Origin of the sequence: Kineothrix sp. MSJ-39 (genome assembly GCF_018917935.1) — a bacterium.
Lineage (GTDB): Bacteria > Bacillota > Clostridia > Lachnospirales > Lachnospiraceae > CAG-194.
Genome location: NZ_JAHLPN010000006.1, coordinates 57,961 through 83,239, shown reverse-complemented (window position 1 = coordinate 83,239; position 25,279 = coordinate 57,961). Strand labels below are relative to the sequence as shown.

At 45.3% G+C, this 25,279-nt stretch carries 21 protein-coding genes; 20 read left to right on the top strand and 1 reads right to left on the bottom strand.

Annotated elements, in window-relative coordinates; genetic code table 11:
* The first annotated feature begins 27 nt into the window (after positions 1–27).
* Both KQI22_RS05745 and KQI22_RS05740 read left to right on the top strand, forming a co-directional pair.
* A complete protein-coding gene (locus KQI22_RS05745) occupies positions 28–798 on the top strand; it encodes a helix-turn-helix domain-containing protein (RefSeq protein ID WP_216551147.1) in 771 nt (256 codons plus the stop codon).
* A gap of 154 nt (positions 799–952) precedes the next feature.
* Positions 953–1,930 carry a helix-turn-helix domain-containing protein gene (locus KQI22_RS05740; protein ID WP_253293526.1) on the top strand — a complete coding sequence of 326 codons (978 nt, stop codon included), beginning with the start codon at positions 953–955 and terminating at the stop codon, positions 1,928–1,930.
* On the opposite strand, the gene KQI22_RS05735 is transcribed toward KQI22_RS05740, so the two are convergent.
* Positions 1,917–2,759: an AraC family transcriptional regulator gene (locus KQI22_RS05735; protein ID WP_216551145.1), complete on the bottom strand. Its 843-nt coding sequence runs from the start codon at positions 2,757–2,759 to the stop codon at positions 1,917–1,919. The two genes, KQI22_RS05740 and KQI22_RS05735, sit on opposite strands and share 14 nt — an antisense overlap.
* Positions 2,760–2,935: 176 nt before the next feature.
* On the opposite strand from KQI22_RS05735, the gene KQI22_RS05730 reads away from it, so the two are divergent.
* The 18 genes from KQI22_RS05730 to KQI22_RS05645 all read left to right on the top strand — a co-directional run bounded on the left by KQI22_RS05730 (position 2,936) and on the right by KQI22_RS05645 (position 25,271).
* Positions 2,936–4,105: an AGE family epimerase/isomerase gene (locus KQI22_RS05730; RefSeq protein ID WP_216551144.1), complete on the top strand. Its 1,170-nt coding sequence runs from the start codon at positions 2,936–2,938 to the stop codon at positions 4,103–4,105.
* Positions 4,106–4,119: 14 nt separating this feature from the next.
* Positions 4,120–5,217, top strand: coding sequence for an SGNH/GDSL hydrolase family protein (locus tag KQI22_RS05725; RefSeq protein WP_216551143.1), 1,098 nt, complete (start codon positions 4,120–4,122; stop codon positions 5,215–5,217).
* Between the two features lie 106 nt (positions 5,218–5,323).
* Entirely contained in the window at positions 5,324–7,873 is a 2,550-nt protein-coding gene (locus KQI22_RS05720; RefSeq protein ID WP_330623274.1) for a beta-mannosidase, read from the top strand.
* 21 nt (positions 7,874–7,894) lie between these two features.
* Positions 7,895–9,133 (top strand): AGE family epimerase/isomerase, encoded by a 1,239-nt coding sequence (locus KQI22_RS05715; protein ID WP_216551141.1) that lies wholly within the window; start codon positions 7,895–7,897, stop codon positions 9,131–9,133.
* A gap of 157 nt (positions 9,134–9,290) precedes the next feature.
* A complete protein-coding gene (gene ychF, locus KQI22_RS05710; RefSeq protein ID WP_022004588.1) occupies positions 9,291–10,391 on the top strand; it encodes a redox-regulated ATPase YchF in 1,101 nt (366 codons plus the stop codon).
* Between the two features lie 17 nt (positions 10,392–10,408).
* Complete coding sequence (gene lgt, locus KQI22_RS05705; RefSeq protein WP_330623273.1) at positions 10,409–11,341, top strand: prolipoprotein diacylglyceryl transferase; 933 nt, start codon at positions 10,409–10,411, stop codon at positions 11,339–11,341.
* Positions 11,342–11,565: 224 nt separating this feature from the next.
* Positions 11,566–11,997: a division/cell wall cluster transcriptional repressor MraZ gene (gene mraZ / locus KQI22_RS05700; RefSeq protein ID WP_216551139.1), complete on the top strand. Its 432-nt coding sequence runs from the start codon at positions 11,566–11,568 to the stop codon at positions 11,995–11,997.
* Positions 11,998–12,014: 17 nt separating this feature from the next.
* Entirely contained in the window at positions 12,015–12,956 is a 942-nt protein-coding gene (rsmH, locus tag KQI22_RS05695; RefSeq protein ID WP_216551137.1) for a 16S rRNA (cytosine(1402)-N(4))-methyltransferase RsmH, read from the top strand.
* Between the two features lie 4 nt (positions 12,957–12,960).
* A complete protein-coding gene (locus KQI22_RS05690) occupies positions 12,961–13,446 on the top strand; it encodes a cell division protein FtsL (protein ID WP_216551136.1) in 486 nt (161 codons plus the stop codon).
* Between the two features lie 101 nt (positions 13,447–13,547).
* On the top strand, positions 13,548–15,674 hold the full coding sequence (locus KQI22_RS05685) for a penicillin-binding transpeptidase domain-containing protein (RefSeq protein ID WP_216551134.1): 2,127 nt from the start codon (positions 13,548–13,550) through the stop codon (positions 15,672–15,674).
* 64 nt (positions 15,675–15,738) lie between these two features.
* A complete protein-coding gene (locus tag KQI22_RS05680) occupies positions 15,739–17,496 on the top strand; it encodes a peptidoglycan D,D-transpeptidase FtsI family protein (RefSeq protein WP_216551133.1) in 1,758 nt (585 codons plus the stop codon).
* Positions 17,493–18,452, top strand: coding sequence for a phospho-N-acetylmuramoyl-pentapeptide-transferase (mraY, locus tag KQI22_RS05675; RefSeq protein ID WP_216551132.1), 960 nt, complete (start codon positions 17,493–17,495; stop codon positions 18,450–18,452). The genes KQI22_RS05680 and mraY overlap by 4 nt, the downstream gene beginning before the upstream one ends.
* A 28-nt stretch (positions 18,453–18,480) precedes the next feature.
* A complete protein-coding gene (gene murD, locus KQI22_RS05670) occupies positions 18,481–19,842 on the top strand; it encodes a UDP-N-acetylmuramoyl-L-alanine--D-glutamate ligase (RefSeq protein ID WP_216551131.1) in 1,362 nt (453 codons plus the stop codon).
* A 28-nt stretch (positions 19,843–19,870) separates the two neighbouring features.
* Positions 19,871–21,037 (top strand): FtsW/RodA/SpoVE family cell cycle protein, encoded by a 1,167-nt coding sequence (locus KQI22_RS05665; RefSeq protein ID WP_253293525.1) that lies wholly within the window; start codon positions 19,871–19,873, stop codon positions 21,035–21,037.
* Between the two features lie 65 nt (positions 21,038–21,102).
* Positions 21,103–22,362, top strand: coding sequence for a UDP-N-acetylglucosamine 1-carboxyvinyltransferase (murA, locus tag KQI22_RS05660; RefSeq protein ID WP_216551129.1), 1,260 nt, complete (start codon positions 21,103–21,105; stop codon positions 22,360–22,362).
* Complete coding sequence (locus tag KQI22_RS05655; protein ID WP_216551127.1) at positions 22,359–23,090, top strand: cell division protein FtsQ/DivIB; 732 nt, start codon at positions 22,359–22,361, stop codon at positions 23,088–23,090. Before murA ends, KQI22_RS05655 begins: the two co-directional genes overlap by 4 nt.
* A gap of 118 nt (positions 23,091–23,208) precedes the next feature.
* Positions 23,209–24,387, top strand: a complete 1,179-nt coding sequence (ftsZ, locus tag KQI22_RS05650; RefSeq protein ID WP_216551124.1) for a cell division protein FtsZ — start codon at positions 23,209–23,211, stop codon at positions 24,385–24,387.
* A 35-nt stretch (positions 24,388–24,422) separates the two neighbouring features.
* Positions 24,423–25,271, top strand: a complete 849-nt coding sequence (locus KQI22_RS05645) for a sigma-E processing peptidase SpoIIGA (RefSeq protein ID WP_330623271.1) — start codon at positions 24,423–24,425, stop codon at positions 25,269–25,271.
* Positions 25,272–25,279: the final 8 nt, after the last annotated feature.

The following is a 25,279-nucleotide window of genomic DNA, read 5'->3' as shown; positions in this document are numbered from 1 at the left end:
AGGGACTTTTATGAGAGGAGGATGCGTATGAGTGAACTTGGAGAACGGATATTGAAATTGCGGCGGGAAAAAGGTATGACACAGGAAGAACTGGCTTCCCATCTGCAGGTGACGCGTCAGACTGTCAGCAGTTATGAGAATGGAAAGAGTGAGCCGGATATTGCCATGCTCCATAAGTTGTCTGAGACTCTTGAAACGGAGGTATCCTTTTTGATCGAGGGGAAAGAGCCGAAAGAAAAAGGGAAGCAGGATCCAAAAGACGGGAAAAGGAGTATGTGGTTATGGATTGTGCAGATCGCAGGACTTATTTTAGTACTGCTTGCGATCAGGCTGGCTGAGCCGGCGATATACCGCTATGTGCAGGATACATTTCTGCTCTGGCCGGTGTTTATCTGTAAATATATGTTGTATCCTCTGTGTTTTTTCTGGGGCGGCAGCCTGTTTCTGCAGCTTGTGCATCTGTTATATCCGGCTTTTCAACCGTTACGGGGAAAAGCCTGTGGCTGGATACACAGAATTCTTTTGCTGATACTGATCGTTTTTGTTATGCTTGCTGCTTTGCAGATTGCAGAGTGGGGCTATGAAGCATGGCAATGGGCAAATCATCCGCCGGTAGAATCCTTTGACGGAACAATGATCAGACATTTGTTTTCCGGTAAGCTGCGTGGTCTGCCGGATCTTTATTTGCGGATGATACAGTTTGGACTGACAGGAGAAAGAGGACACATTAATTTGTGGTATGTATTCGGGCTGTTGCATGGATGTTTCCTCTGGCTGTTTCGCAAAGAAAAACAGTAGAAAATGCAGGAAATCAGCACTTCGCAACCGGTGGTTGACACATTGCCTGCGCCGCTTTCTTGCGCGCAACCGGTAAAAACGATAGGATAAGTGCATCAAATAACTGACAACAAAAGGAGAGTGCAACATGATTCTGGCAGACAAAATCATAAATATGAGAAAGAAAGCAGGCTGGTCGCAGGAGGAGCTTGCCAGTAGGCTGGGGGTAACCAGACAATCCGTATCCAAATGGGAAGGGGCGCAGTCTGTGCCTGATATCGAAAAGATCGTGCAGATCAGCAGACTGTTTTCAGTCACGACCGATTATTTATTAAAGGATGAACTGGAAGAGCCGGAGCCGGTGGCAATGACAGATGCGGTCAGGCAGGCTGATCTGGAAATGGCATACAGACAGGTAACTATGGAAGATGCTTCCACATATATGAAGCTGGAAAAAGAAAATGCCCCAAAGAAGGCGCTGGCAACTTTTTTATGGGTGAGTTCGCCTATTGCACTGATTTTGCTGTCATCCATCAGTGAATATGCAATCTTTGGAATCACTGAAAATGTCGCTGCTGCGATCGGGCTGTGTGTTCTCATTTTATTTGTTACGATTGGCGTTGCGATTTATACGTCATGTAGTGACAAAGAAAAAGAGTATGCATTTTTGGAAAAAGAACCAATCGAAACGGAATATGGTGTATCCGGTCTTGTAAGGGAACGCAAAAAGGAATTTCAGCCGGTTTATACAAAAAATAAGATCATCGGAACGGTCTTATGTATTTTTTCGGTCATGCCACTCTTTGTGGCAATGGGACTGGATGCCGGAGATATCGTTTATTGTGCGGCAGTTTGTTTTATGCTGTTTGTGATAGCAATCGCATGTCTGCTTTTCGTGTATGCCGGAACGATCAATGATTCCATGCAGAAGCTGCTGGAGGAAGAAGAATATACAAGAGAAAATAAGAAAAGAAGTGTTTTTTTTAGTGCAGTCAGTACCTGTTACTGGCTGCTTGTCACAGCGGTTTTCCTATTTGCCTGCTTTGGACCGTATGGAAATGCACAGCCCAGATATTACTGGGTGATCTGGGCGATCGCAGGTGTTTTATACGGAGCTGTGACAGCTGTTTTGAAAGTGATCAGGAGACAATGAATTTCCGCTCCTGCTTCGGTGTGATACCACGCCAGTTCTTGTACTGGCGTATAAAATGACTACTGTCATAGAACCCGGTCTCCTGGGCAATATAATCGATGTCAAGATCTGAATTGACCAGCAGATCCAGAGCCTTGTTGAGCCGGATATACTTGATATACTCCTTACAGGATCTCCCGTAATTTTCACGGAAAAGCTTTGCAAAATGAGAATAGCTCATATGACAGAGCCGGGCAAGATCCTGTACTTCCAGAGGCTCGGCAGAATGTGAATCTATATACTCTAAAATATGATAAAACGACATATTATGTTCAGATCCCTGGCATGATTGCCGTTTTTTTGTTTCTGTTTTGCGTGCCAAAGCGATCAGAAGACGACAGATATCAGCCTGAACGGCAAGCATATGCATCTGGGCAGAACTTTCATATTCAGCAACAATCGAATTCACGATAGAAGAAAAAGTATTGTTATCATGTGCAATGATACAGAAGTCTTCCTCTGAGGTACGGTGAACAAATAAATAATACATTGTCTGGAGATAAGACTGGGGGATATTCAGCGTCTGGATATTAAATTTGATAACTGCATAGTTTACAGGGGAAGTGCATGTCATGTCCGGAAGCACGCTGTGCAGCTGTAGCGGATAGAAATAACACAGATCGCCTGTCTGGAGAGTGGCTTCCCGGTTGTTGCATATGATCCGGACAGAACCGCTGATTATAAAGAGAATTTCACTGTAATAATGCCAGTGCAGAGGTGAATTCACATTATCTGTATAAAAAATATCATAGGGCTGATTCATAAAATCAATATATTCAAACATTTCCATAGGATGTTACCTCCCCATACAGGTGATAAAGCTTTATTTTAGTGATATTTTATCAGCTTGTGCTGTCGTGTCAACAGATTGATAATAGGTTTGTACAATTTTTGATTTGCATTATAATAGAATGTACTGGATGTGGAACGTAAAATGAAAGAAAAACGAGGAGGATACGTATTAAAATGGAAAGAAAAACTTTTGAGGAACATTTGGTAAAGAATATTATTCCTTTCTGGAATAAGATGGTTGATAAAGAAAACGGTGGATTTTACGGGTATGCGGATGCAGACGGAAATCCGGAGAAGGACGCTGTGAAGGGATGCATTCTGAACAGCCGTATCTTATGGTTTTATTCAGCTGCATATCAGCTTCTGAAAAAGCAGGAACTTCTTGAAAAAGCGGAACATGCATTTTTATTCCTTCAGGATGCCTTCTTTGACAGCCGGTATGGCGGTGTATACTGGTCAGTTCAGGCAGACGGAACGCCGGAAGATACAACAAAGCACACATATAATCAGGCATTTGCAATCTATGCATTGTCTGAATACTATATTGCGAGCGGTAAGAAAGAAGCGTTGCATCTTGCTTATAGCCTGTACCGTACAATTGAGGAAAAATGCCGGGATGCTGCGGGATACTTTGAGGCATTTGACCGTGAATTTGCACCTGTATCAAATGAGAAGCTGTCAGAGAATGGTGTTATGGCTGAGAGAACAATGAATACATTGTTACATATTATGGAAGCATATACGGTGCTTTACAGAGCAGATGGCTTTTTTGAAGTGGGAGATTCTATCCGGGAGATCCTCAGAATATTTAAGAGCAAGGTATATGATGCTGATAAGGAAATCTGCAGGGTATTTTTTGACAAAGATTACAATTCTCTTATTTCGCTGGAATCCTATGGTCATGATATAGAAGCATCATGGCTGATCGAAAGAGCATGTGATGTGCTTGGAGATAAGGCATATTATGAAGAAATGCTTCCGGTTATCAAAGGACTTGCAGATGGTGCATATCGTAATGGAGTAGATACCGTTAATTTTGCTATGAATAATGAATGCGAAAATGGAGTAGTGAGCGCAAAGAAGATATGGTGGGTGCAGGCAGAAGCTGTTACAGGTTTCTATAATGCATATCAGCTTCAGCCGGAAAAGACGGACTATCTCAGTATGTCTGAGAAAATCTGGGATTATATAAGAAGTTATGTAATAGATAAGAAGACCGGCGAATGGATAGAGAATATTGAACCGGATAATACAGTTAAGGCAGGACAGGCACTGGTTCATCCATGGAAATGCCCGTATCACAATGGCAGAATGTGTATAGAGATGATGCAGAGACTGGCATAGAAAAGGAGAAAAATATGGAGCGGGATCTGACAAGATTACAGGCAGTATTTGAAAAAGCCAAAAGGGGAGAGCCGCTGACGGTCGGTTTTATCGGTGGATCCATTACACAGGGTTGTCATTCTTCCAAACCGGAATACTCCTATGCATACAGAGTATATGAGTGGCTGCAACAAAAATTTCCGGATGCGGATCTTACATATGTAAATGCCGGGATCGGTGGCACAACATCTCATTTTGGCGCAGCAAGAGTGAAAGAAGATCTGCTTACCTATGAACCGGATCTCGTTTTTCTTGATTTTTCTGTCAATGATGATGCAACGGATTTCTTTGCAGAAACGTATGAAGGTGTTGTCAGACAGATCCTGCTTTCCGAAAAGGCAGCTGCACTTGTCCCTGTTTATCATATCTATTATCAAAACGGTATGAATGCGGAGAGAGTCCATGCGAAAATCTGCAGACACTACGAGCTGCCGGTAGTCAGCATGCGTCCGATTTATCAGAAACTTCTGGACGGAGAACTGGAGATGAATGAGATCACGACCGACGGGCTGCATCCAAATGATTATGGGCATAAGCTGGTGGCAGATCTCATTATAGAAAAGCTGGAAGTTTATATGGCGGAAGCGGAAGAAAATAGGAAGAAAGATGTGTGTGGGGAGAATATGACCGCCGCATCCGAAAAAATCACAGCACCGCTGACCGAAAACCGGTATGAGCACGCAGGCAGATATAATAATCAGAACTGCCAGCCACAGATGGAAAAGTTTGAAAAAGATCAGCGTATCCCATTGGGCATCACGGACTGTTTTGCAAAGGGATGGACGGCAAAAGAAAATGATGCACGGATCACCTTTTCGGCAGAATGTACAGAGCTGGCGGTCCAGTATCGCAGGTCGTTGAAAAAAGCGCCAAAAGCAAAAGTGATTCTGGATGGTGTGGAAACAGAGCTTGTTCTGGACGGTACTTTTGACGAAACCTGGGGAGATCAGCTGGCACTGACACCGGTTCTTACACACGGGCAGAAGATGGAGCATACTATTACCCTGATACTGCAAGACTGTGAGAATGCGGAAGCTGATTTTATGGTGGTTTCCTTTTTGTTATCGCGATGAGGAAAATGCACGCATTTATGCGGTGCATTTGACGACCGCTAATCAGAGCGTATCTCGACTCTGCGTGCATAAATCAAAATAGACAGAACAGCGGAAGGAGAAAAGATTGCAGAAGATAGAACTCAATGAAAACTGGAAAATGAGAATTGCAGGAGAGGACAGCTTCTTCCCTGCAACAGTACCTGGTTCTGTTTATCAGGATCTGCTGGATCAGGGACGGATGGAAGATCCTTATTTCCGGGACAATGAAGACAGAGCACTTGAGATCATGAAACAGGATTTTGAGTATCGCAAATTTTTTGATGTTGACAAAGCGCAGATTGCTGAGGCCGATGAGGCATTGCTCAGATTTCACGGACTGGATACGATCGCAGACATCACATTAAACGGTACCTTTTTAAAACAGGTGGATAATATGCACCGTACATGGGATTTTTCTGTGAAACAGCTGTTAAAGGAAAAAGATAATGAACTTGTTATCTATTTCCATTCTCCGGTTTTGTATATTGCAGATCAGTTTGAAAAAGATCCGGCGATCCTGGGAACAGAAGATGCGATGAGAGGATTCCCGAAGATCAGGAAAGGACATTATATGTTTGGCTGGGACTGGGGCCCCAGATTACCTGATGCCGGAATCTGGAAGCCGGTAGAACTCTTATTTGTGGAAAAAGCAAGACTGACGAGAGTTTATATCAGACAAAACTGGGAATCTGACCTGTCAGAAGTGAAGCTCTGTCTGGAAACCAAAATAGCCGAGGCATCTTCATTTTCAAAGACTGCGAAGGTGATCAGCGAAACAGACTATGCCAAGGAGCGGGAGTTTTCTGCAGAAGACAAAAAAACATACAGATTAAGTATTACCGTAATGGATCCACAGGGAGAAAAAATCTATGACAGGGTAGAGGCTGCAATGCCGCTGGTGATTGAAAAACCACAGCTCTGGTGGCCGAACGGCTTTGGAAGCCAGCCGCTTTATACTGTGATCACGGAGCTCACAAGCGCGGATGAAAAACGGATTTATGACCGGACAGAAAAAAAGATCGGTCTGCGTACCATGACAATGAATACGGAAAAGGATGCATACGGAAATGCATTTGCCCACGTGGTAAACGGCGTTCCCATCTTTGCGATGGGAGCTGATTATATCCCGGAGGATAATATCCTGCACCGTATGAACAGTGCACGTACAAGAGACCTGCTGCTGCAGTGTAAGGCAGCTAACTTTAATTGTATCCGTGTCTGGGGCGGCGGCTTATATCCGGATGACAGTTTCTTTGATATTTGTGATGAACTTGGACTTGTAGTCTGGCAGGATTTCATGTTTGCTTGTGCTAACTACCGCCTGACAGAGGACTTTGAAGAAAATATCATGGCGGAACTGAAAGATCAGATCCGCAGACTGGCACATCATGCAAGTCTGGGACTCTGGTGTGGCAATAATGAAATGGAAATGTTCGTAGATCAGGGAGAATGGGGAGCTGAAAATGAGATCAAGAGCGACTATGTAAAGATCTATGAATATCTGTTCCCGAAGCTTTTGAAAAAAGAAGATCCGGATCGCTTTTACTGGCCGGCGAGTCCGTCGACAGGCGGCGGATTTGATTTCCCGAATGATCCGGACCGCGGCGATGTGCATTACTGGGAAGTATGGCATGGAAACAAACCATTCACGGAATACAGAAAATTCTATTTCCGCTATCTTTCAGAATTTGGTTTCCAGTCATTCCCATCTATGAAGACAGTTGAAACCTTTACACTGCCACAGGATCGAAATGTATTTTCTTATGTGATGGAGAAGCACCAGAGAAATGCAGCAGCTAACGGAAAGATCATGAATTACATGGAGCAGACATTCCTGTATCCGAACAGTCTTGATACACTGATCTATGCCTCCCAGTTGTTGCAGGCAGAAGCAATTCGTTATGGCGTGGAGCACTTCAGACGCAACAGAGGACGCTGTATGGGTACTGTGTACTGGCAGCTGAACGACTGCTGGCCGGTGGCATCCTGGTCATCCATCGATTATTACGGCAGATGGAAGGCTCTTCATTATTATGCAAAACGTTTTTTTGCACCGGTGCTTCTTTCCCGTGAAGAAGAAGGTCTGTTGAATCAGACGATGAATGTGAATGCTGAGCCGTTCCCGGTGAGAAAATCGATCCGGTTAAATGTGACAAATGAAACCATGCAGGAAAAACAGGTAGTTGTGAAATGGCAGCTCAGAAATCCGGATGCAAAAGTTCTCTTTGAACAGGAATGCAAAGTGACGGTTCCACCGTTGTCGGCTGTGTGGCTTGACCGTGTGGATCTTGAACAGGCAGAGCTGTATGCAAATTATGTAAGCTATCAGTTGTTTGAAGATAACCTTGGAGAAGCAGATCAAAAGCAGGCCGGAGCTATCTCAGAAGGTACGGTTCTGTTCTGCCCACCAAAGCATTTCCGCTTTGCAGATCCACAGCTGCGTGCTAGAATAGAAGGAGATGAGATCGTTGTTTCGGCAAGTGCTTATGCAAAGAGTATTGAGATCCGGAATGAAAATGATGATCTTATTTTATCAGATAATTTCTTTGATCTGAACGGCGGCGAGAAGCGCGTGAAGATCTTAAAAGGAAAAGCGGATGGTGTGCAGGTAAGAAGTGTATACGATATCCGGTAATACAGGAAAAGGAAGATGCATATGGCAAATGAAGTAAATAAAAAATATCAGATCGATACAGAAGAAAACAAACAGTTTCTGCGGGAAAATGCCGAGACACTTCTTGCATTCGGGCATAGATTTCCGTCACCGGGCGGTGGATCTTATTATCTGGGCGATGATGGAACGCCGTGGAAGGACAGAAACAGAGAAACATGGATCACCTGTCGTATGGCGCATGTGTACAGCCTTGGTGTCATGCTGGGTCATACCGGCAGTGAACAGCTTGTAGATGCAGCGCTCAAAGGGCTGAAAGGCGAGCTGCATGATGATAAAAACGGAGGCTGGTATGCTGGACTGACAAAGGATGGTGAGATCGTTCCTTCCAAGCAGTGCTATGCGCATGCATTTGTACTTCTGGCAGCATCCAGTGCCATGCAGGCAAAAAGACCGGGCGCAAAACAGCTTCTGGAGGAAGCACTTGTGCTGTATGATAAACGGTTCTGGAATGAGAAGGAAGGGTTGTCTGTGGACACCTGGAATACGGAATTTACAGAGCTTGATCCATATAGGGGCATCAATGCCAATATGCATACGGTAGAGGCATTTTTAGCCGTGGCGGATGCACTGGACGATGAAAACTACCGCAGCAGGGCAGGCAAGATCATTGATCATGTCATTGGCTGGGCGAAAGATAACCATGACAGGATTCCGGAGCATTTTACAGATGACTGGAAACCGGATCTTGACAAGAATAAGGAAAAGCCGGATGACCAGTTCAAGCCATACGGCGCAACCCCCGGACATGGTATTGAGTGGGCACGTCTTATCACACAGTGGGCAGTTTCCACATATGGGGAAAAAGACGCAGCTGCAAAGCCGTACATGGAAGCGGCAGAGGGTTTATATAACCGTGCCATTGCAGATGCATGGAATGCAGACGGTGCGCCGGGCATCGTTTATACGACGGACTGGGAAGGAAAACCGGTCGTGCATGACAGAATGCACTGGACACTGGCAGAAGCCATCAATACTTCAGCTACATTATACCGTGTGACGGGAAATAAAAAGTACGCAGATGATTATGCCATGTTTATGCAGTATCTGGACGAAACGGTTCTGGATCACAGCTGCGGTTCCTGGTTCCACCAGCTTGATGAGCACAATCAGTTGAAAGAAACGGTATGGCCGGGCAAATCGGATATTTATCATGCCCTGCAGGCAATGCTGATCCCTTATCAGAAGGTCGGCGTATCGATCGGAACGGTTCTGCTGGGATAATGAACAAGGGAAGCGATGCTTCCCTTGTTGAGTTTTTACGGTTTATATGGTAGTATTACTGAATGTAGTGGTCGCTATGGGACAATAAAATAGTCGGCCGGCACGAAAATAAGACAGTGGGACAGGCAGTAGCATGCCCCAAAAGGAGAGAAACAATATGAAGCTGGGCATAGTCGGTTTGCCGAACGTAGGAAAAAGTACATTATTTAACTCATTGACAAAAGCAGGTGCATTATCCGCAAACTATCCGTTTGCAACGATCGATCCGAATATCGGTATTGTATCTGTTCCGGATGAAAGAATCGTAAAGCTCGGTGAGCTTTATCATACAAAAAAGGTAACCCCTGCAACGATCGAATTCGTTGATATTGCAGGACTTGTAAAGGGTGCCAGCAAGGGAGAAGGTCTTGGCAACCAGTTCCTTGCCAATATCCGTGAAGTAGATGCGATCGTACATGTGGTACGCTGCTTTGAAGATACGAATATCATCCACGTAGACGGAAACATTGATCCGGCGCGTGATATCGAGACGATCAATTTAGAACTGATCTTTTCTGATATTGAGATTCTTGACAGACGAATCGCCAAGATCTCAAAACAGGCAAGAATGGACAAGACACTTGCCAAGGAACTGGAACTTGTAGAAAGCATCAAGGCACATCTGGAAGCAGGTAAGATGGCAAGATCGTTTGAAGTACCGGATGATGACGATGCACAGCTCTGGTTCAAGGGCTACAATCTGCTGACTGCAAAGCCTACCATTTATGCGGCTAATGTGGCAGAGGATGATCTGGCAGATGACGGTGCTTCTAATCCACACGTGGCAAAGGTACGTGAGATGGCAAAAGAAGAAGGCGCAGAGGTATTCGTGATCTGTGCACAGATCGAGCAGGAATTATCAGAGCTTTCCGACGAAGAAAAGCAGGAATATCTTGACGATCTCGGCGTTTCCTCCAGTGGTCTGGATAAGCTGGTCGCAGCAAGCTACAGCTTACTCGGTCTGATCAGTTTCCTGACAGCAGGAGAGGATGAATGTCGTGCTTGGACGATCAAGAAAGGTACAAAAGCACCGCAGGCAGCAGGTAAGATCCATACAGATTTTGAGAGAGGCTTTATCAAGGCAGAAGTTGTCAACTACAAGGATCTGATGGAACACGGTTCTCTTGCAGCAGCCAGAGAAAAGGGGCTTGTTGGTATGGAAGGAAAAGAATACGTGGTGCAGGACGGCGATGTTATTCTGTTCCGCTTCAATGTATAAGATAAGAGGTGCAGGCTATGATGGATAAATGGGACATTGCGTTTCCGCATCTGGGTATCTATCTGGAACACTTCCCGAAAAGCTTTACGGTCTTTGGCTTTACGATCGCGCTCTATGGCGTGATCATTGCGCTTGGTGTGCTGCTCGGGTTTACACTGGCAAACCATGTGGCAAATAAGCAGGGGCTTCCCAAAGATCTTTTGTGGGACTTCGCGGTTCCGGCGATTATTTTCTCGGTTTTAGGTGCGAGGATCTATTATGTGGTATTCAGTTGGGATTATTATAAGAATCATCTGAATGAGCTTCTGAACATCAGACAGGGCGGTATCGCCATTTACGGTGCAGTGATCGGCGGCTTTCTGACGCTTTTCATTTTCTGTAAGATCCGAAAACAGAATTTCTTCCAGATTTCGGATATTGCAGTGCTGGGACTTCTGGTCGGACAGATCATGGGACGCTGGGGCAATTTCACGAACAGAGAAGTATTCGGACATTATACGGATTCTCTGTTTGCGATGCAGCTTCCGATCGAAGCGGTCAGAAGCGCGGATATCACACCGGATATTGCGGCGCATATTACAGACGGGATCAATTACATTCAGGTACATCCGACATTTTTATATGAAAGTGTGCTGAATCTCCTTCTTCTGATCGTGCTGCTTCTTTATACGAAGCATAAGAAGTTTAACGGAGAGGTTGCGCTTGGCTATCTGGGCGGATATGGCATTATCCGGTTCTTTGTGGAGGGCATCCGTATCGACCAGCTCAAGATCGGCTCCACCGGGATTGCGGTATCTCAGCTTCTGGGTATGGTGCTGTTCATTGCAGCGATCCTGACGGATGTGATCGTAAGGATCTACCGCAGGAAAAAAGGACTGCAGGAATTTCCGCAAAAGGCAGAAAATGTGCAAAATAAAGTCGAAAACGACGAAAAACAAGACGAAAAATAGAAAACTGGAATAAAATGGAAATCCATAGCATTCGGTAATATTTACTGAATGTTATGGATTTTTTTTGTATAAATTTTTAACAAATAGAAAAGAAAATCTTAAGATACACACTTGTCAAATGAGAAAAAGTAGTCTAAAATTAGAGCATAAGTGGTAGAAAGTGGAGTGAAGTGGTATGAAGTGGAGGGAATAACCCAAAACCGAGACCAAAAAGGGTAACGATTATGTTCATGGGAGAGTACAGTCATACAATCGATACAAAAGGCCGTCTGATTGTTCCTTCTAAGTTCAGGGAATCACTTGGCGACAGCTTTGTGGTGACCAAGGGACTGGATGGATGTCTTTTTGTGTACGATATGACAGAATGGAAATCTTTTGAAGAAAAGCTGAAAGAACTCCCAATGAGCCACAGAGATACTCGTAAATTCGCCCGTTTCTTCCTTGCCGGAGCGACGCAGGTAGAAGTAGACAAGCAGGGCAGGATCCTGATCCCGAATGTACTGCGTGAATTTGCAGGACTGGAAAAGGATGTGGTGTTCCTCGGCGTCGGCAGCAGAATTGAAATCTGGAGCAAGCAGGCATGGGATGGCGAAGGAAACTTTGATGATATGGATGATATCGCAGAGCGGATGGCGGATCTGGGACTGAGTATTTAGGATTGGTAAGAGGCAGAATGGAATTTTCACATAAATCGGTATTATTAGAGGAGACAATTGAAGGACTTGCCATAAAACCGGAAGGTATTTATGTGGATGGGACGCTCGGCGGAGCCGGTCACTCCAGTGTGATCGCCAGCCGGCTGAGCGGACAGGGACATCTGATCGGGATCGATCAGGATGCTGCAGCCATTGCGGCTGCGACAGAACGTCTGCAGCCTTTTGCGGAGCATGTCACGATCGTCAGAAGCAATTACGAAAATATGTGCCAGATCATAAAGGATAACGGCTACACAGGTGTAGACGGGATCTTACTGGATCTGGGTGTGTCATCTTATCAGCTCGATACCGTAGAACGAGGATTCTCTTATAAATACGATACAAAGCTGGACATGCGTATGGATGAAAGACAGACGTTGACAGCAAGGGATATTGTAAACGGCTATTCGGAAACGGAGCTGTTTCACATTATCCGGGATTATGGAGAAGATAAATTTGCTAAGAATATTGCCAAACATATCGTTCTGGCAAGAGAAGAGAAACCGATAGAAACAACTTATGAACTGAATGAGATCATAAAGGCTGCAATACCGGCAAAAATGCGCGAGACGGGAGGACATCCTTCCAAACGTACTTATCAGGCGATCCGCATTGCCTTAAACAGAGAACTGGATGTACTCAGAGACAGCCTGGACGATATGATCAAAATTTTAAATCCGGGAGGCAGGATCTGCATCATTACGTTCCACTCTTTAGAGGATCGGATCGTAAAGCTGGCATTTCGCAAGAATGAAAATCCCTGCATTTGTCCGCCATCTTTCCCTGTATGTACCTGTGGCAGAAAACCGCTTGGCAGGGTGATCACAAGAAAACCGATCTTACCGGGCGAAAAGGAACTTGCAGAGAACAGCAGATCAAAAAGCGCAAAACTTAGAATATTTGAAAGAAGCGAGGGGTAGTAACATGGCTACAAATTATAATAGAAGAAGATATGCATCATACGAAAGAAGATCACACGGCGATTACTACGTAGATGGCAATGTGGTCAGAAAATATGATGTCGTTAGAGAAATTGAAAAGAAACCGGCAAAGAGACTGAGTGAGCAGACACGTAAAAACAGAGAACGTGCAACGCATATGAGTCTGGGATACGTGGCATTTTTATGTGTTTCCATGTGCGTAGCTGCCATTATCCTGTATAATTATCTGGCATTGCAGACAGCAAATACATCAGCTGTTACCGCTATTTCCGCACTGGAAAGCGAGCTGAATACCATGAAGCTGGATAATGATGAAGAATACAGCCGCATCATGAGCAGTGTAGATATGGAAGAGATCAAAACAAGAGCGATCGAAGATCTGGGTATGCAGTATGCAGAGAAGGGACAGGTTGTAGAAGTTCCGGGTGTTGCGGATGATTATGTACGCCAGTACAAGACAATGCCATAAACAGTGGAGAGGTGCAGGAGTTGGAACAGAGATCTTATCAGAATAGAAAAGTGCGCAGAAACAGAAGAAGAAAAGCAAACGCAAATCGATTTCAAATAAGGATGCAGAAAAAGCTGGTAGTATTATTCCTGATAATATTACTGGCTTTCATAGGTTTAAGCGTAAAACTGATTTATATTAATAAGGTGGATGGGGAAAGATATAAGAAACAGATCCTTTCCCAGCAGGAATATGATTCCAAAACACTTCCTTACAAACGTGGAGAGATCGTGGATGCAAACGGGACAAAGCTGGCATACAGTGAGAAAGTCTACAATCTGATCATTGATGCCAAAGCGATCAACAACAGTAAAAAGGAAAATGCATTGACTGAAACCTTACAGGCACTGGATCAGTATTTTGATCTGGATATCAATGCGATCAGCAATTATATTTCCCAGAATGCAAACAGCCAGTATTATGTTGCTGCAAAACAACTGGAATATGAAACAGTAGCACCGTTCCAGGAAGCAAAGCAGGAAAACAGTGCCATTGTCGGTGTCTGGTTTGAGGAAGAGTACAAACGAAAATATCCATATAATACACTGGCATCTTCCGTGATCGGTTTTACAGGCTCCGATAATAACGGAACATACGGACTGGAAGAATATTACAATACAACGCTGAATGGAACAAACGGCAGAGAGTATGGGTATCTGACAGAAGATTCCACACTGGAACGTACAACGATCGCTGCACAGGATGGCTGCACGCTGGTTACTTCTTTGGATACGAATATCCAGAATATTGTCGAAAAGTACATGAAGCAGTTCAATGAAGAACATAAAGGAGAGTACAGACCGGATGATGACGGCTGTTCCAATATGGGCGTCATTGTTATGAACCCGCAGACCGGAGAAATTCTGGCAATGTCCGATTACCCGAATTTTGATCTGAACAATCCAAAAGATCTGACTCCGTTTTATTCAGAAGAAGAGATCGCGCAGATGGATGATGAAGCCATGTATGATGCGCTGAACAGACTTTGGAGAAATTATTGTATTTCCGATACGTATGAACCGGGATCAGTTGCAAAGGCAATGACGATCGCAGCGGGACTTGATTCCGGAAAGCTGACCGGAAACGAGACGTATGTATGTAACGGTGTGCTGGAGGTCAGCGGTCATCCGATCAAATGTCATAAGCACATCGGACATGGTGTTGTCACTGTCTCCCAGGCGCTCGAGCAGTCCTGTAACGTAGCCTTAATGCACATCGGCGAGCAGATGGGCAAAGAAACACTGATGAAGTATCTGTATAATTTTAATATCGGGCTGAAAACCAACATAGATCTGTCCGGTGAGGCAAGAACCAACACACTTGTTTATAATGTAGATGATATGGTGGCTTCCGACCTTGCGATTTCAACCTTCGGACAGGGCTATAATGTTACGATGATCCAGATGGCGGCAGCCTTTTCTGCTGTTATCAATGGTGGTAAATATTATCAGCCACATGTTGTGACGGAGATCAAGAGCGCAGATGGTACAACGGTAGAAAAAGTGGAACCGCGTATGCTGAAGCAGGTTATTTCTTCTACAACATCCGACACAATGAAAACTTATCTGGCAAATGTATGCACTTTTGGTACAGGTAAAACAGCTGTACCTGCAGGGTATCTGATCGGTGGCAAAACAGGAACTGCGGAAAAACAGCCGCGTGGTGACGGAAACTATGTTGTTTCCTTCATGGGATTTGCACCGGTGGATGATCCGCAGGTTGTCGTATATGTTGTCATTGACGAACCGAATGTGGAATCACAGCCACATTCGACTTATGCACAGGAAGTTGCTAAAAACATTTTTACAGAGATCTTACCGTATTTGAATGTATTTCGTACAGAGGAACTTTCCGAGGAAGATATAGAACAGCTTCAGAAACTGCATATCTTACCGAGTACTGATGCAGAAGAAAGTACTGATGGCGAAAATAACGGGGATGGTGAGAATACGGATGGACAGACGGATGGAGAAAGTGCAGAAGGTGGAGATCCAGAGGTAACCTATCAGGTAGATCCGCAGACGGGAAATGTCATCGATCCGAATTCGGGCCAACAGCTTGATCCGAATACGTTTGAACCGGTGGATCCAAAGAGTTCCGATTTGGATGGCCTGACCGGTGTGGAAAACAAACCACAGGATGAAACAGGTGACGATACAACGGAAATCAGCGCAGGCGCAGGATTTTAAGTCGTTATGCATATCTGACAGATGCGGCTAATAAGCTATGGTAAGAGACAGCTTTGGAGCCTGTATGCGCGGATATAAAACTTTTCACAGAAAAAAGGTGCTCATTTTATTTCTGGGAGTATGCTTTTGTATGCTGCTTCTGGCGGGCAGACTGGTTTATCTGATGGTGTTTCAGTCTGCTTACTATACACAGAAGGCGCTGACGCTGCATGAGAGAGAACGCAGTATCAAAGCGGCAAGAGGTGAGATCTGGGACAGGAACGGAACAGTGCTTGCTGCTAACAAAACAGTCTGTACCGTATCGGTGATCCATTCACAGATCAAAGATCCGGAGGCTGTGATCGAGCTGCTTTGCAGAGAATTGTCCTTAGATGAAGAAACAGTCCGAAAAAGAGTAGAGAAGGTTTCCTCCATCGAAAGGATCAAAAGTAATGTGGAAAAAGAAACCGGAGACCGGATCCGAAAAGCGGATCTTGGCGGGGTAAAGGTGGATGAAGATTATAAACGGTATTATCCGTATGAAACATTAGCCAGCAAGGTACTGGGATTTACCGGTGCTGATAATCAGGGAATCATCGGTCTGGAAGTGAAGTATGATGATGCACTGCGTGGGCAGGATGGGACCATCTATACGATCACGGATGCCAGAGGCGTGGAAATAGATGCACAGGGAGAAAGCAGGAAGGAGCCTGTGAAAGGGCATACTTTGCAGCTGACACTGGATCGCAATATCCAGACATATGCCACAATGCTGGCAACGCAGGCAATGCTTGCAAAAGAGGCGGAGGGCGTTTCCATTCTCTGTATGAATCCACAGAACGGAGAAATCTATGCCTGTGTCAATGTACCGGAATTTGACCTCAATGCGCCCTATGATCTGACAGATGAATTTATCAGCCTGCGGGGCGAAAAGCTGACAGACAATCTGCAGGATGAGAGAAACCGGATGTGGCGTAATAACTGTATCAATGATACGTATGAACCGGGATCGACTTTTAAGGTCATCACTGCTGCGGCAGGACTGGAGGAAGGCGTGGTCACGCCGGCAGATACGTTTCACTGCCCCGGTTTTTGTGTTGTAGAGGATCGCAGGATCCGTTGCCATAAGGTAACAGGACATGGAAGCGAAAATTTTGTGCAGGCGACCATGAATTCCTGTAACCCTGTTTTTGTGGCGGTTGGCCTGCGGCTTGGTCCTGAGAAATATTATGATTATTTTAAAAAATTCGGACTGCTGCAAAAGACCGGTGTTGACCTGCCCGGTGAGGCGGGAACGATCATGCATAAAAAAGAAGATATCGGTCTGGTAGAGCTGGCAACGATGTCCTTCGGGCAGTCATTCCAGATTACACCGATGCAGCTTCTGACAACTTTTTCTTCTATTATCAATGGCGGAAACAGGATCACACCACATTTTGGAAAAACGATCATTGATGAAAACGGAAAGAAAGAAGAACTGCAATATCCCGTGCAGAAAGGGATTGTTTCGCAGGAAACTTCGCAGACAATGCGGGAAATACTGGAAAAAGTCGTATCGGAAGGTGGCGGCAGAAATGGCCAGGTGGAAGGCTATGAGATAGGCGGCAAAACCGCGACAAGCCAGACACTGCCACGTGGAACCGGACGTTATATTTCTTCTTTTATCGGGTTTGCACCGGCATCTGATCCGCAGATCATAACTCTGGTTGTCATACAGGCCCCAAAGGGTGTATACTATGGCGGAACCATTGCAGCACCAGTCTGCAGAAAGCTTTATGAAAATATACTGCCTTACCTGAATATAGAGAAAGGCAGGGAAAATACAGAAAGGGAATCATCATGAACTATACTATTGTAATACCGGCTATTATCGCATTTTGCATCAGTGCTTTACTGGGACCAGTTGTGATCCCGTTTTTAAGAAAACTGAAGGTGGGGCAGACAGTCCGGGATGAAGGCCCGAAGACACATCTGCAGAAAAACGGAACACCGACAATGGGCGGTATTATCATATTGATCTCGATCACGGTAACTTCCATGTTTTATGTCAAAAGCAATCCGCAGATCATTCCGATCCTGTTTCTGACACTCGGCTTTGGACTGATCGGGTTAGCGGACGATTACATTAAAGTTGTACTGAAGCGTTCCATGGGACTCCGTGCATGGCAGAAAATGGCATTGCAGATCGTCGTAACAGCAATCTTTGCCTACTATATCACAACAAAATCTTCTATCAGCCTTGCTATGCGGATTCCGTTTGCACCGGGTAAATATCTCGATTTTGGTACCGTAGGCAATGTGATTCTGTTGTTTATCGTTGTGATCGGAACCGTCAACGGTACGAATTTTACAGACGGACTGGACGGTCTGGCAACAAGTGTGACAAGTCTGGTTGCGACCTTCTTTACCGTTGTAGCACTGGGACTTGGCTGCGGGATCGAACCGATCACCTGTGCAACACTTGGCGCACTTTTGGGATTTTTGTTGTTTAACGGTTATCCGGCAAGTGTATTTATGGGAGATACAGGCTCTCTGGCACTCGGCGGCTTTGTGGCAGCCTGCGCATATATGATGCAGATGCCGCTGTTTATCCTGATCGTAGGTTTTATTTATCTGGCAGAAGTGGTATCTGTTATGCTTCAGGTATCTTACTTTAAATTGACACATGGAAAACGTATTTTTAAAATGGCACCGATCCATCACCATTTTGAAATGTGTGGCTGGCGGGAAACGAAGGTTGTAGCAGTGTTCTCCATTATTACTGCCATCCTGTGTCTGGTCGGTTTATTGGCAATGTAACATCATCTACTGAAAGGAATGAGATAACATGGAAAAAGAAAAAGTACTTGTAGTAGGTACAGGAAAGAGCGGGATTGCTGCAACGCAACTTCTGGTAAAGACAGGAAAACGGTCGGTACTGTTTGACAGCAATGCGGAACTTGATAAGGATGAGATACTTGGAAAGCTTTCTCTTTCCGAGGATGAAAAAAAGCAGGTCGAGATCGTACTCGGCGATCTGACAGAGGAAGAAAAAAAGGCACTTTCCGGTGTTGTATTAAGCCCGGGCGTTCCGACAGATACAGAATTTGTAAATGATCTAAGAGACAGAGGACTTCCGATTTCAGGAGAGATCGAGCTTGCCTTTGAACAGGAAAAGGGCGCAGTGCTTGCCATCACCGGTACGAACGGTAAGACAACGACAACAACACTGCTTGGTGAGATTATGAAAGCAACCGGCAGGAAAACATTCGTGGTCGGCAATATCGGAAATCCATATACACTGGAAGCAGAAAAGGCGGATGCAGATTCTGTTACTGTTGCAGAAATTTCATCTTTTCAGCTGGAAACGATACATACCTTCCGTCCACGAGTCAGTGCGATCTTAAATATCACACCGGATCATCTGAACAGACATCATACGATGGAAAACTATGTGAAGGCAAAGCAGGATATTACAAAGAACCAGACAAAGGAAGACTACTGCGTGTTAAATGCAGAGGATCCGTACACAGATGCTTTTCTGAAAACATGTCCGGCGACAGTTATTCTGTTTTCTTCCCAGAGAGAGCTGGCGGACGGCTATTTCTATGCAGATGAATGCATCTACAAGGCAGTGCAGGGCAAGAAGCAGAAGCTGATGAATATTCATGAAATGCGTCTCCTTGGCATGCATAACGTGGAAAATGTCATGGCGGCCATTGCAATGGCAGATGCATACGGTGTAGATATGGAAGTGATCCTTGGTGTTGTCAGGGATTTCAAAGCAGTAGAGCATCGTATCGAATATGTCAAAACAGTGCGCGGTGTCGATTATTATAACGATTCAAAAGGTACCAATCCCGATGCGGCGATCAAAGGTATCGGTGCGATGGTAAAACCGACTTATCTGATCGGTGGCGGTTATGATAAGCAGAGCGAGTATGATGAATGGATTGAATGTTTTAACGGAAAAGTCAGAAAACTCGTTTTATTGGGACAGACAAGAGAAAAGATTGCGGACTGTGCGAAAAAGCATGGTTTTACGGATTATATTTTTGTGGATGATCTGCAGCAGGCAGTTGACTATTGCGCAGAGCATGCAAAAGAAGGAGAAGCAGTGCTGTTATCTCCGGCGTGTGCGAGCTGGGGCATGTTCCCGAATTACGAAGTACGCGGAAAAATGTTTAAGGATATGGTAAATGCCCTGTAGGGCTGCCTGATCCGGGAGGGAGTCGTTTTTGCAGAAAAGACGCAGACGGAGAGAAAAAAGAGAATATTTTTATGATTATACGCTTTTGTTTGTCGTATTGTTTCTGGTTTTCTTTGGACTGATCATGTTATATTCCACCAGTTCCTATGAGGCAACGCTGGATTTTGGCAATGGTGCGTATTATCTGAGAAAACAGGCAATGGCAACTGTTCTGGGACTTGTCATGATGCTGTTTATCAGCGTCGTTGACTATCATGTGTGGCGGCGTTTTGCATTGCCTGCATATCTGGTATCGCTTGTACTGGTTGTACTGGTTAAGACACCGCTCGGATATGAAGCAAACGGTGCAAGACGCTGGATCAAGATCGCGGGTATTTCCCTGCAGCCTGCAGAGGTTGTAAAGATCACGCTGATCCTGTTACTTGCCAGTGTGATCTGCATTATGGGAAAACAGGTCAGAACCCTGAAGGGGATAGCTATTGTTATGGGAGCGGCGATGATCCCTGCGGCAATGATCCTTCTTATTACGAAAAACATGAGTTCCGCTATCATCATTGCAGGTATTGCGGCTGTCATGCTTTTTGTGGCAGATCCGCATTATAAGAGATATATTTTGATTGCTCTGGCTGTTGTAGGCGTTGCGGCACTGGCAGTTCTGGTGATCGTCAATGCGGCGAAGGGTGGCGATACATCAACCGGTGGTTTCCGAGGTACACGAATCCTGGCATGGCTGAATCCAGAGGCTTATTCAGATGATAAAGGCTTTCAGACGCTGCAGGCATTATATGCGATCGGTTCCGGTGGGCTGTGGGGCAAAGGACTCGGACAGAGTATGCAGAAGCTTGGTTTTCTGCCTGAGGCGCAGAATGATATGGTATTTTCCATTATCTGTGAAGAACTTGGTCTGTTCGGTGCATTTTGTGTGATCCTGCTCTTTGTCATGCTGTTATGGCGTATGATGGTGATCGCCAACAACGCACCGGATCTGTTTGGCGCACTTTTGGTTGTTGGCGTTATGGGGCATTTTGCAATTCAGGTAGTGCTGAATATCGCGGTTGTAACGAACTCGATCCCCAATACCGGTATTACCCTTCCTTTCATCAGTTACGGAGGTACTTCGATCTTGTTTCTGATGAGTGAGGTCGGGCTCGTGCTGAATGTTTCGAAAAGTATCCGTTTAAGAGATGTAGGCTGACAGGCACGATTGTGGCAGATCAGCATATGCTGTATATAAGTATGCAGATAGAAAGCAGGTGCCACATGGACTGCATTCACATACATGGTGGTAAGCCACTGGAGGGAGAAGCAGCAGTACAGGGTTCTAAAAACGGAGCACTTGTGCTTGTGACAGCAACAGTACTGATAAAAGGACAGACGGTTCTTCATAATTGTCCGCAGATAACGGATATGGATGAAATGTTTGGACTGTTAAAAGCGCTGGGATGTCAGGTAAAAAGAGAAGCTTCTACGGTGATCATAGATGCCTCTTCCTTACATACATCAGATTGTCCGGCAAAACAGGTAAGAGCCATGCGTTCTTCCGTGATGCTGCTTGGACCGCTGCTCGGCAGATGCGGCAGTGTCAGTATGGAGCGGCCGGGCGGCTGTATGATCGGAAAGCGTCCTGTTGATATCCATGAGACTGCACTTACCTGTATGGGTGTTCGTTTTCAGAAGGACGAGAAACGGATCCGGGCAGAAACGGAAGGATTGAAGGGGGCTGAGATCTGTCTGCCGTTTCCAAGTGTTGGCGCGACGGAAAATGTGCTCATGGCAGCGGTGTTAGCCGAAGGTACCACGACTTTGTACAATGCGGCACAGGAGCCGGAGATCACGCAGCTCTGCCATTTCCTGAACGAGGCAGGTGCAAAGATCACGGGGATCGGTACGAACTGCCTGATGGTCAGAGGTGTCGGGAAACTCCATCCGGTCACTTTTACGGTAATGCCGGATCGTATCGTGGCAGGAACGTATCTGTTGGCAGGTGCGGCAACAAGAGGCATTGTGACTGTCAAAAATGCACCGGTCAGACAGCTTACCAGTCTTCTGGATGTACTGCGGAAGATGGGGGCTATGGTAAGATATGAAGAAAATGCGATCGTACTGGATGCGGTGCGTGCGGGAAAGCCGGTGCCATATCTGCGTACAGCAGTGTATCCGGGCTTTCCGACAGATCTGCAGTCGATGCTGACAGCAGTGCTGACGCGGGCGGAAGGAAGCAGTGCGATTGAGGAAACGATCTTTGAAGACCGCTTTAAAATCGTACGGGAACTGCAGAAAATGGGTGCGGATCTGAAAGTGGAGAATAACAGAAAACTTCGGATCTACGGTGTGTCGAAGCTGTATCCTGCCAGACTGACAGCGTGTGAGCTGCGGGGCGGCGCAGCACTTGTCATTGCTGCACTGATGGCAGAAGGAGAAAGTGAGATCAGAGGCTGCGACTATATCAGACGCGGCTATGAAGATATTTGCAGAGATTTACGTCTGCTGGGGGCAGATGTGGAGGAAAAAAGGGAATGAAAGAACACGGTTTCAGCAGAAAACGGTTTTTGCTGATTTTGGTAATCATATTGATTCTGCTGGCGGCAGTGGCATATGGTGTGATCACAACACAGTTTGTTGTAACTGATGTGACAGTGGACGGAAATGAACATTATACAGATGAACAGATCAAGGAAATGGTTCTGCCGGGCGGTATCCGCAATAATTCGCTCTACCTTTCCCTGCTGTATCGGAAGAAAGAGATCAAGGATATCCCATTTGTGGAAGCTATGGACGTTTCTATTGTGAACAGGAACACGATCCATATTGATGTTTATGAGAAAACGCTGGCAGGCTGTGTCAATTATCTGGGCAGTTATCTGTTTTTTGATAAAGACGGTATTGTCGTGGAAAGTGACACAAAGCTGACAGAGGGAGTACCAGAGATAAAAGGGCTGCACTTTGATCATATTGTGATGCATGAACAGTTGCCTGTGGATAATCCGGAAATCTTTAAGGAAATACTGAAGGTAACACAGCTGTTTGGGAAATATGAGATCTCAGCCGATAAGATATATTTCAGTCCGTCCGGGGAAGTGACGGCTTACTTTGATAAAGCCAGAGTCAGTCTGGGTACAGATGATAATATTGATGAAAAAGTAATGCAGCTTGCAAGCATTCTGCCGGAGCTTGACGGAAAGAGTGGTGTGCTCCATATGGAAAATTATGATGCATCCACAACAAAGATTACTTTTCAACCCGAATAAAAGGTGAAAAATGGCAGTCTGATTGCAAAAAATAATTGAAAAACTGGTTGATAAATTCCCTAAAAAATTATATGATAGGTTATATGGAATTGAAAGGGATTGTGAAGGAGGAACTGTCTTGCTAGAAATTAAGTCGAATGAAACAGATCTTGCCGCACGTATTATTGTAGTAGGTGTTGGCGGAGCTGGTAATAACGCTGTAAATAGAATGGTAGATGAACAAATCAAAGGAGTGGAGTTTATCGGAGTCAATACCGATAAGCAGGCACTTCAGTTATGTAAGGCACCGAAGCAGTTACAGATCGGTGAAAAGCTTACAAAAGGACTCGGTGCAGGTGCAAAGCCGGAGATCGGTGAGAAAGCAGCCGAGGAGAGCATCGAGGAGATCACTTCCTCATTAAAGGGTTCTGATATGGTATTTGTTACCTGTGGTATGGGTGGCGGAACCGGTACAGGTGCAGCTCCGGTAGTAGCCAAGGTAGCAAAGGAAATGGGAATTTTAACGGTCGGTGTCGTAACGAAGCCTTTCCGTTTTGAAGCAAAGACACGTATGAACAACGCATTGAGCGGTCTGGAACGTCTCAAAGAAAATGTGGATACGCTGATCGTGATCCCGAATGATAAATTATTAGAGATCGTTGACCGTCGGACAACCCTCCCGGATGCATTGAAGAAAGCCGACGAAGTGCTGCAGCAGTCCGTACAGGGTGTGACAGATCTGATCAATACACCATCTGATATCAATCTTGATTTCGCTGATGTACAGACAGTTATGAGGGATAAGGGCATTGCCCATGTAGGTATCGGTACAGGTACAGGTGATGATAAGGCAATGGATGCTGTAAAGGCGGCAGTTGCATCACCACTGTTAGAGACAACAATTTCCGGTGCGACAGATATCATCTTAAATATCACAGGAGATATTTCCCTGATCGAAGCACAGGAAGCAGCAGATTATGTACAGGATCTTGTCGGAGAAGATGTCAACATCATCTTTGGTGCAAAATATGATCCTGAAATGAACGATCTGTGTATGATCACAGTCATTGCAACAGGCATTGATGAAAAGAATGCAGCACTTGGCAAGAAGAGTGCAGAGCGTGTACATAATGCCGCACAGACTGTCAGACCAATTTCTACGCCGAAGTTTGACAACAGTGCAATGGTTGGAACAGGTGCGATCCCGTCTTCTGCAATTAAATCCCCACTTGCCGGTATTCAGAGACCGGAGCCGGTAAAGAGTCATGTAGAAGCAACCTCCTTAAAGATCCCGGATTTCTTACAGCGAAATAAATAGACTGTTCTTGTCGATGAATTTTTAAATAATGCGACGTGATTTTGACAAAAAAATCACGTCGTTTTTTTTATACTGTTTTCTGGGAGGTGAAAACATTGGAAATTTATCTGGACCTCGTGTTTATGGAAAATTTTCTGATGGATTTCATTCTGCTGCTCATGACCGGGAAGCTGTTACATAAATCTGTTCGCCCGCTGCGTCTGCTCACTGCGGCTTTTGTGGGAGGTATCTCGGCAGCGATTTTGTGTGTATGGCATCCATCGGTATTTCCGTTGCAGGTGTGCAATCTGCTTGCCGGTTGGTGCATGCTGCTTCTGAGTTATCCGTTAAAACGGCTGGAATATCTGACGGCACTTTTGTTTTTGTACGCAAGCGCATTTGTGCTGGAAGGCATGCTACGCTTTCTGGGGAGATTTTTGGGAAGCCGGGGACAACACAGGTTGTATTTCCTTTTTGGAACAGGTCTTTTTGGCTGGTTGTTTTTTCGTTCTTTATGGAAGCAGATCCAAAGACAGAAGCAGAAAGAGGAGCTGCTTTTGCCTGTTACGATCCTTTGGGACGGAAAGCAGATAAAATGCATGGGACTATTGGATACAGGCAATGCGCTCAGGGAGCCAACGACCGGGAAACCGGTCATGATCGTGGAGCAGACGCTTTTTACAGAACATGAAATATCACTTCCAAATGACAGATGCTTTTTGATCCCGTTTCGGTCGATCGGAAAAACCAATGGAATGCTGCGTGGCATATTGGCGGAGGAATGCTGGATCGGGCAGGCAGAACAGAAAAAAAGATACAGAAAGGTCATGCTTGGCATATATCACGGAAAACTAAGTCCAAAGGCGGAATACCAGGTGATTTTGCATCCGGCATTTCTGGAATAAGAGCATGA

Excerpts from the sequence above, each read along its gene's own strand:
- KQI22_RS05745 (WP_216551147.1), top strand. The coding sequence starts at position 28 with ATGAGTGAACTTGGAGAACGGATATTGAAATTGCGGCGGGAAAAAGGT.
- KQI22_RS05740 (WP_253293526.1), top strand. The coding sequence starts at position 953 with ATGAGAAAGAAAGCAGGCTGGTCGCAGGAGGAGCTTGCCAGTAGGCTG.
- KQI22_RS05735 (WP_216551145.1), bottom strand. The coding sequence starts at position 2,759 with ATGGAAATGTTTGAATATATTGATTTTATGAATCAGCCCTATGATATT.
- KQI22_RS05730 (WP_216551144.1), top strand. The coding sequence starts at position 2,936 with ATGGAAAGAAAAACTTTTGAGGAACATTTGGTAAAGAATATTATTCCT.
- KQI22_RS05725 (WP_216551143.1), top strand. The coding sequence starts at position 4,120 with ATGGAGCGGGATCTGACAAGATTACAGGCAGTATTTGAAAAAGCCAAA.
- KQI22_RS05715 (WP_216551141.1), top strand. The coding sequence starts at position 7,895 with ATGGCAAATGAAGTAAATAAAAAATATCAGATCGATACAGAAGAAAAC.
- ychF (WP_022004588.1), top strand. The coding sequence starts at position 9,291 with ATGAAGCTGGGCATAGTCGGTTTGCCGAACGTAGGAAAAAGTACATTA.
- lgt (WP_330623273.1), top strand. The coding sequence starts at position 10,409 with ATGATGGATAAATGGGACATTGCGTTTCCGCATCTGGGTATCTATCTG.
- mraZ (WP_216551139.1), top strand. The coding sequence starts at position 11,566 with ATGTTCATGGGAGAGTACAGTCATACAATCGATACAAAAGGCCGTCTG.
- rsmH (WP_216551137.1), top strand. The coding sequence starts at position 12,015 with ATGGAATTTTCACATAAATCGGTATTATTAGAGGAGACAATTGAAGGA.
- KQI22_RS05690 (WP_216551136.1), top strand. The coding sequence starts at position 12,961 with ATGGCTACAAATTATAATAGAAGAAGATATGCATCATACGAAAGAAGA.
- KQI22_RS05685 (WP_216551134.1), top strand. The coding sequence starts at position 13,548 with ATGCAGAAAAAGCTGGTAGTATTATTCCTGATAATATTACTGGCTTTC.
- KQI22_RS05680 (WP_216551133.1), top strand. The coding sequence starts at position 15,739 with ATGCGCGGATATAAAACTTTTCACAGAAAAAAGGTGCTCATTTTATTT.
- mraY (WP_216551132.1), top strand. The coding sequence starts at position 17,493 with ATGAACTATACTATTGTAATACCGGCTATTATCGCATTTTGCATCAGT.
- murD (WP_216551131.1), top strand. The coding sequence starts at position 18,481 with ATGGAAAAAGAAAAAGTACTTGTAGTAGGTACAGGAAAGAGCGGGATT.
- murA (WP_216551129.1), top strand. The coding sequence starts at position 21,103 with ATGGACTGCATTCACATACATGGTGGTAAGCCACTGGAGGGAGAAGCA.
- KQI22_RS05655 (WP_216551127.1), top strand. The coding sequence starts at position 22,359 with ATGAAAGAACACGGTTTCAGCAGAAAACGGTTTTTGCTGATTTTGGTA.